The organism is Kamptonema animale CS-326 (assembly GCF_028330895.1).
GTDB lineage: Bacteria > Cyanobacteriota > Cyanobacteriia > Cyanobacteriales > Microcoleaceae > Kamptonema > Kamptonema formosum.
In genome coordinates, this window is the sequence record NZ_JAQMUA010000227.1 from 1 (window position 1) to 7,413 (window position 7,413).

Here is a 7,413-nt window from a genome sequence, read left to right on the forward strand (position 1 = left end):
AAAGCTACTCTTCAACCCTCCAAGACGGACTCAACCAAAACTTAGAAAAACCTGTCATTATCGGCTTAGAAAATGTCACTAAAGTTTATGGCATCGGCGATCTAGAAGTTCGCGCTTTAAACGGTGTCAGCTTGATAGTAAAACAAGGGGAATATTGCGCGATTATGGGAGCATCGGGTTCTGGCAAATCTACAGCTATGAATATTATTGGCTGTCTCGATCGCCCCAGCAGTGGCAGTTATTATTTAGACGGCGTGGATGTCGCGAAAATGCCAGAGGATGATTTAGCTGGTATTCGCAATTTAAAACTGGGGTTTGTCTTCCAACAATTTCATCTTTTACCGCAGTTAACAGCATTAGAAAATGTGATGTTACCGATGGTTTACGCCAGCGTTCCCCCAGCGGAAAGAAAAGAACGAGCAACTGTGGCTTTAACGCGGGTGGGTTTAGAAAGTAGGTTGTACAATAAACCCAACCAACTATCAGGAGGACAACAGCAACGGGTGGCGATCGCGCGTGCTATAGTCAATCGTCCCGTCCTATTATTAGCGGATGAACCTACAGGCGCTTTAGATAGCAAAACTACTCAAGAAGTGATGAATATTTTCACAGAACTTAACGATAGTGGTATGACAGTAGTCATGGTAACACACGAGTCAGATGTAGCGCGTCAAACTCGCCGAATTGTCGTATTCCGTGATGGCGAAGTGATAGAGGATGACCTGACACCAGATGACCTCCACAGTGCAGGATTTTAACTGATTAATTGGTAATTGGTAATTGGTAATTGGTAATTGGTGAGAACTAACAACTAACAACTAATAACTAATAACTAATAACTAACAACTAACAACTAACAACTAACAACTAACAATTACTACTTTTTAAACGGCCTGCAAGACTTACCACCACTGCCACCAATTCTTTAGAATCCACAGGTTTAGGCAAGTGGATCTGAAAACCTTCCCGTAGCGATCGCGCCCGATCCTCCGATCTAGCATAAGCCGTCAGAGCCGCCGCCGGGATATCAGCTCTATCGGAGAGTGCCCTTACTTGACGGATTAAAGCATACCCATCTTCTACAGGCATCCCAATATCGCTCAACATTACATCTGGCTTCAAAAGTTTAATCGCCTCAAGTGCTTCCTGTGCGGATGCAGAGGTTGTCACCTCGGCCCCAGAATCTTCTAGCACTGTACGTACAAACTCCCGCGAATCTACCTCATCGTCTACAACTAACACCCGTAACCCTTGAAGAGGGGCATCGGTTGAGGATTGGGGAGGGATGGGGAGGGGTAGGGAAGCTGTTTCTACTCCTACCCCCTCGATCTTCTTCCTCTCAGTAAGGGGCAATCTAACTGTAAATGCAGATCCTTTGCCACTTCCTTGAGAGTCAGCTTTGACAGTACCACCGTGCAGTTCCACCAAGTGACGGACGATTGCTAATCCCAGTCCCAATCCGCTGTACGATCGCGTAGTAGTGCTGTCAGCTTGACTGAAACGGTCGAAAACGTGAGGCAAAAATTCAGGGTTAATTCCTTGTCCGGTATCTGTCACCTCAATTTCAGCGCAAAAATTCCCTTCTAACTCACTACCTAATTTATGGATGGCGATCGTTACGCGGCCGCCTTTGGGAGTAAACTTAATCGCATTCGAGAGCAAATTCCAGATTACTTGCTGCAAACGGCCGCTATCGCCTGAGATCCTCTCAATTCTTTCATCCAGTAAAGGTATGATTTGAATTGACTTGGCTTCCGCCGCAGGCATTACCGTTTCGATCGCGGCCTCCACTACCGATACTAAATCTAGTAACCGGAGATTCAGGCGTAATTTGCCGGTAATAATCCGTGAAACATCTAGCAAATCCTCGATCAGCGCCGCCAGTGACTTGGTGTTGCGGTCAATGGTTTCTAAGGCGCGGGCTGTCCTTTCTTCGTCAAATTTTCGCGATCGCAGTAGTTGAGTCCAACCCAGCATCGCATTTAGGGGCGTTCGCAATTCGTGAGATAAAGTTGCCAGAAACTCATCTTTGAGCCGATTTGCTTGTACTAATTCTTCCGCTCTTTGGTGCAGTGCGGCTTCTAACTGCTTGCGTTCAGTCAAATCTAAGATGAAAGCAACTGACTCTTCACGCTGTTCTCCTACTAAAATAAAGCCGATTAAAACCGGAACGCGGCTGCCATCAGGGCGGATATATTCTTTTTCATAGGGAGTAGAAACACCAGTCTTTTTTCCCTCGTTGATACTTTGCTCATCTAGGGGCAGATATTCTGGCGGGGTAATCTCAGTCCAGCGCAATTCGCCTCGGCGCAAGTGTTCGCGGCTGTAACCAACTATTCGCAAAAATTCAGCGTTAGCATCAGTGATACTGCCATAAATATCAGCAAATACAATGCCGATAGAGGCAGCAGCTACAAAACTCTTCAGCTTTTCCTCAGTTGCTCTCAGTGCTGCTTCTGTCAGCTTGCGTTCTGTTATATCTTGGAAATAAGCGCACATTCCTTCTGGAGTTGGATGCCAGCGTACTGCAAACCACTTGTTGTCTAAGAGGGGGAAACAGTGTTCGTACTCACAGTTTAGGTTCTCAGCTTTGGCTTGCAGGATTTGCTCGTAGTAGGGTGTATCTTTTAACTCTGGAAATACTTCCCACAAAATTTCGCCCAAAATCTGCGATCGCTGCTTGCCTAAAATCTCTTCGCCTTTGCGGTTAATGTAAGTGTAGCGCCACTCTCCATCGAAGCTGGCAAAACCGTCGCCAATGCTTTCGAGAATGTTGACTATTTCCTGGCTAGCCTTTTGTAGCGCCGCTTCTGTTTGCTTGCGCTCGGTGATGTCCAGATTGATTCCTACCCAGTTAGCGATCGCGCCGGAACTGTCGCGCACGGGGACTCCCCGACTTAAGATGGTGTGGTAATTGCCATCAATACCTAAGAATTTGTGTTCGCAATCCCAAACGCTACCGCTATTAATGCACTGTCTCCATTCTGAGCAAGTGCGATCGACATCTTCGGGTGGTAATTTACCTGATAGGCCTGATTTCTGGCATTCTTCCAGAGTCATCCCGATCAACTCTAGAAATGAGTCGCTGAGGTAGTTGATGCTGCCATCGGAGTTGCAAATCCAGACTCCGAAGGGGATTGACTCGCCGATCGCGCGGTAGCGTGCTTCTGAGGCAGCTAGAGCGTTTGCTGTTGCTTGAGCAGCGACGAGAGCGTTTGCCCGTTCGTATTCTGCCTGAATGCGATCGCTGATATCTATACAAGAACCAATGTAGCCGACAAAAGTACCCTCAGCGTTATACCGGGGAACTGCCGTATCCAAAAGCCAGCGGTATTCACCGTCAAAGCGCCTTAAGCGGTACTCCATTTTAAACTCAAGCCTTGCGTCAAAGGAAGTTGTATAAATATGCAGACAACGCTCCAAATCGTCGGGGTGAACGCCTTCGGCCCAGCCATTGCCTGTTTCTTGCGCTAAAGTTCTGCCCGTAAACTCCAGCCAGGGCTTGTTAAAATAATGGCAGAGCTTATCGGGATCGGACATCCAAATCATCACTGGCGCTGTATCCGCCATGATCTGAAATCGCTCTTCACTTTCCTGTCTTGCTGCTTCCGCTAAGAGGCGATCGCGCCGCTCTTGTGCTTCCCGCAGCGATCGCTTTACAGCAGGCACAAGCCGCCCTAATCTTTCTTTGACGACATAATCAGTCGCGCCATTTTTCAAAGTTTCTACAGCTAGTTCTTCGCCCAAGGTAGCAGAAACGAAAATAAACGGCACATCAGAACATCTAGCTTGTGCGATTGCTAATGCTGATATCCCATCAAAAGAAGGTAACGAATAATCTGCCAGAATTAGATCGAAAGAGTCTTTTTCAATTGCCTCGATGAAATCAAGTCGGGTTTCTACCCGTTTTAAATAACACTTGATTCCGCCTTCAATGAGGTATTCTTCAATTAGTTCTGCATCGAGAATGCTATCTTCTAGTAACAGGATATTTAGCGTTTTCACGATTTTATTTTACTAGGTTAGTTGTTGATTGTTCGTTGTTGATAAACACAAATTAACTTTCATCGAGCGGTTTTCAACATCTCTATCCACCCCTTTTTATGCCAATTATCCAAAATTATGCAACATTAGAGGCAGGAGGTAGGAGATCGATCTTCTGAAGTTAACTCAACAATGCAGATTGTCTCAATAATTGGGAGAATTGATATTGTTAGAAGAACAGAGGCTTACCCTCTTATTCCTAACACAATTATCCTCTTTTCCCCAAGAAAAAAGATTATTCCTTTAACCATTACTTCTGCGAGCAGGTACAGCTCCCGGAGGTGGCTCATTCACCACAGCCCAAAACAGCCCCACTTCTTTAATAGCATCAACAAACTCGCGGAAATCAACAGGCTTTACCACATAACCATTTGCTCCTAAATCATAACTTCTAATCACATCTTGCTCTTCGCGGGAAGAGGTTAACATCACCACAGGAACTCTTTTCAATTCCGGGTCAGATTTGATTTGTGCTAGCACTTCCAAACCGTCCACTTTCGGCAACTTCAAATCCAATAACACTACAACAGGATGACCTCCCATCCGCAGCTTAAAAATTCCCTGTCGATAAAGATAATCCAGTGCTTCTTCACCGTCCCGTACTACTATAACCTCATTAGCAAGATGATTTTCTGCCAGGGCGACCAGAGTTAACTCAACATCATTGCCGCTATCTTCAACCAGCAAAATTCGCTTTAATTCTTCCATTATTCAACCTCTCCCTGTAACCTTGGTAGGGAAAAGTAGAAAATTGCTCCGCCACCTACAGTACCTTGTGCCCAGGTTTCACCCCTGTGCCGATAAATGATTCTTCTGACATTGGCTAGACCAATGCCAGTTCCCTCAAACTCTTGTTCGCTATGGAGTCTTTGAAACACACCAAAAAGTTTGTGCGCGTATCGCATATCAAATCCTACGCCGTTATCACGGATTGAGAAAATAGCCATATCCTCCTGGTATTTTGGATTTTGGATTTTGGATTTTAGGCAATCGCTTTCTCGATCCAAGTTATAATATTTTAGATTGTCAGCTAATGCCGCCAAAGTCAAATCAGAACTCGGTAATTTACAATAATCCGACACATAACCGATTTCAATGATAGTTTGAGGCTGCCTCCGAGTATACTTTAACGCATTTTCAATCAAATTCCGTAATGCCAAACGCAGCATGGAAATATCACCATTAACTAGAGGTAAATTAGGCTGTATTTGCCACTCGATATCTCTGCCATTTGTTTCGGGTTCAAATTCGTGCTTCACTTCTTTAATCAGGAGTTCCATATTCACAGCCATGCAGTGCATTTCGGCACGACCCATGCGGGAAAAAGCGAGTAAGTCATCGACTAGAATTCCTGCTTGTTTAGCTGTATGAGCTATGGTGTTGAGATAGCGGTGGCTAGTTTTATCTAAATTTGAGTTGTTGCGCTTGAGTAGTAATTCTACAAAACCGCTGATGTGGCGCAGGGGGGCTCGTAAATCGTGGGAAACGGAATAACAAAAAGATTCGAGTTCGGAGTTAACTGCTTGCAGTTGCAGGGTACGCTCTTTTACTGCTGCTTCCAGGTTTTCGTTAAATCTACGGATTTCTACTTCTGCGATTTTAAGCTTGGTAATATCTTGGAATAATAAGGCGGAAGTAGGCGGATGACCGTGCATAGCAGGCAAAGTATCGCCAAAGGCAACGATCGAGCGGATGCCTCCTGGGGTATGCCAGTTAAACTCGAACCCATCTAGGCTTTCCCCCCGCGCTACCCGCACTCCTGGCATTCGATCGTCAGGAATTCGCTCTCCCAATGCGTCAGTACAGTAATAAATAGTGTGATATTTTTCTGCGGGTCGATTCTTGGGAAATTCTCCACCGGCCATGACGTTAGCGGCAATATTTGCAAATGTTACTTTTGCCGTTTCTGGTTCGACTAATAATATTGGAGATGGCAAAAAGTTGAGCATTTCTTCGAGCCATTTTTGCTGATTTTTAAGTTCTGACTCGGCTTGTTTGCGCTCGGTGATGTCTTCGATAACGCCAGCGGCGCGGTGGGTTTCTCCCTGTTTATTCTTAATAGGAAAGCCGCGATCGCGTACCCAACGCACTGAGCCGTCGGGTCGCAGGATGCGAAATTCTTCGTCGTATTGTCCCTGTAGCACTGTCTGGAAAAATTTTGCTTGGACGCGATCGCGATCTTCAGGGTGAATGCTCTCAAGCGATTCGATAAAATTAGCTTGTAAACTTTCGCAACTGCGTCCCCAGATTTTTTCGTAGGCGGGACTGACGTAGAGTAATTCTCGCTTTGCGAGGTCGGCGACCCAAAAGACATCTGATATATTATCTGTCACCTGACGAAATCGCTCTTCGCTCTCCCGCAGTGCTTCTGATGTTTGCTTAAGTTCTGTAATGTCTGCGATCGCAGCAAATGCACCTTTGAAGGAGCCAGTATCATCTTTAATGGAACTGCTAGAAACAAGTGCCCATAGTTCGCAACCATCGCGGCGACGAAACCGCAACTGTGCGCGATCGCTCTTTGCCTGCTTAACTCGCTCCAAATGCTCCACAACTTGCCCTTTTGCTACCTCATCAGCGAACTCAAAAACGTATTGACCGAGTATTTCTTCCCTGCTATAGCTCAGCATTTCTGCCATCCGCTGGTTAACATAATCTGTGCGTCCCAAAGTGTCAATTGTCAAGATACCTTCACTGGCAGTGTCAAGTAGGTAACGGTAGCGTTCTTCGCTCAGCTTGAGCTTTAAGAGCATCTGTTCTACCCGCTTTTTAGCTGTTTGCAGTTCCGCAGTCAAGGAAGCGATCGTCATCGTCACCACCAAGAACATACTCAGCCGGACAATGGCAGCTAAACCGCTAAGGGTGAGAGAAAAAGCTGGCGGTAAAAAGAAATAAACGCTAAGTATTGTGGACAGAAGCGATGCTAGCAGTCCCGGCCCCAGACCTCCATACCAGGCACTTACTGCCACAGCGCCGAAAAATATACCGAAAATGCTCCCTTGCAACAGCGGCTTCAGAGCGAGTGTCAGCATGAATGACACAGCCACTGTAAAGACAGCAACGCCGTAGGGTCGCGATCGGGAGTCTATTTTTAGCTTCAGCATATTTAGCCTCTTTAGCGGGGAAAGTTTTCTACTCTTCTCGCCTCAAAACCGCGTTGGCGTATCATACCCGCAGGGTTTAGCGTTGCGAGTGCAACCAAGCAATCTCAAAAGTCCAAACTCTCCTATCTCCCCTCGTTCTCACAGCCTATTTACTTTGGTAGAACTTTGTATACTTGATTGCCAGTCTAGTTAGCATCTCTCCAAAGAATGATTTCTAGAAGGAAGAAGGAAGAAGGAAGAGGGAAGAGGGAAGAGGGAAGAAGGAAGA

Annotated in this window: 4 protein-coding genes; 1 reads left to right on the forward strand and 3 read right to left on the reverse strand. The window is 46.0% G+C overall.

Translation table 11 applies throughout. From position 1 onward, the window contains the following. The first annotated feature begins 56 nt into the window (after positions 1–56). The gene (locus PN499_RS13030; protein WP_272032369.1) at positions 57–758 is read left to right on the forward strand and encodes an ABC transporter ATP-binding protein; all 702 of its coding nucleotides are present in this window, start codon (positions 57–59) and stop codon (positions 756–758) included. 109 nt (positions 759–867) lie between these two features. Here PN499_RS13030 and PN499_RS13035 read toward each other — a convergent pair whose 3' ends face one another. From PN499_RS13035 to PN499_RS13045, 3 genes are all read right to left on the reverse strand, one after another. Continuing rightward, the gene (locus PN499_RS13035) at positions 868–4,005 is read right to left on the reverse strand and encodes a PAS domain S-box protein (RefSeq protein ID WP_272032366.1); all 3,138 of its coding nucleotides are present in this window, start codon (positions 4,003–4,005) and stop codon (positions 868–870) included. 282 nt (positions 4,006–4,287) lie between these two features. Then, entirely contained in the window at positions 4,288–4,752 is a 465-nt protein-coding gene (locus PN499_RS13040; RefSeq protein WP_272032367.1) for a response regulator, read from the reverse strand. Then, entirely contained in the window at positions 4,752–7,145 is a 2,394-nt protein-coding gene (locus tag PN499_RS13045) for a PAS domain S-box protein (RefSeq protein WP_272032368.1), read from the reverse strand. Before PN499_RS13045 ends, PN499_RS13040 begins: the two co-directional genes overlap by 1 nt. Between the last annotated feature and the right edge of the window lie 268 nt (positions 7,146–7,413).

Excerpts from the sequence above, each read along its gene's own strand:
- PN499_RS13040 (WP_272032367.1), bottom strand. The coding sequence starts at position 4,752 with ATGGAAGAATTAAAGCGAATTTTGCTGGTTGAAGATAGCGGCAATGAT.
- PN499_RS13045 (WP_272032368.1), bottom strand. The coding sequence starts at position 7,145 with ATGCTGAAGCTAAAAATAGACTCCCGATCGCGACCCTACGGCGTTGCT.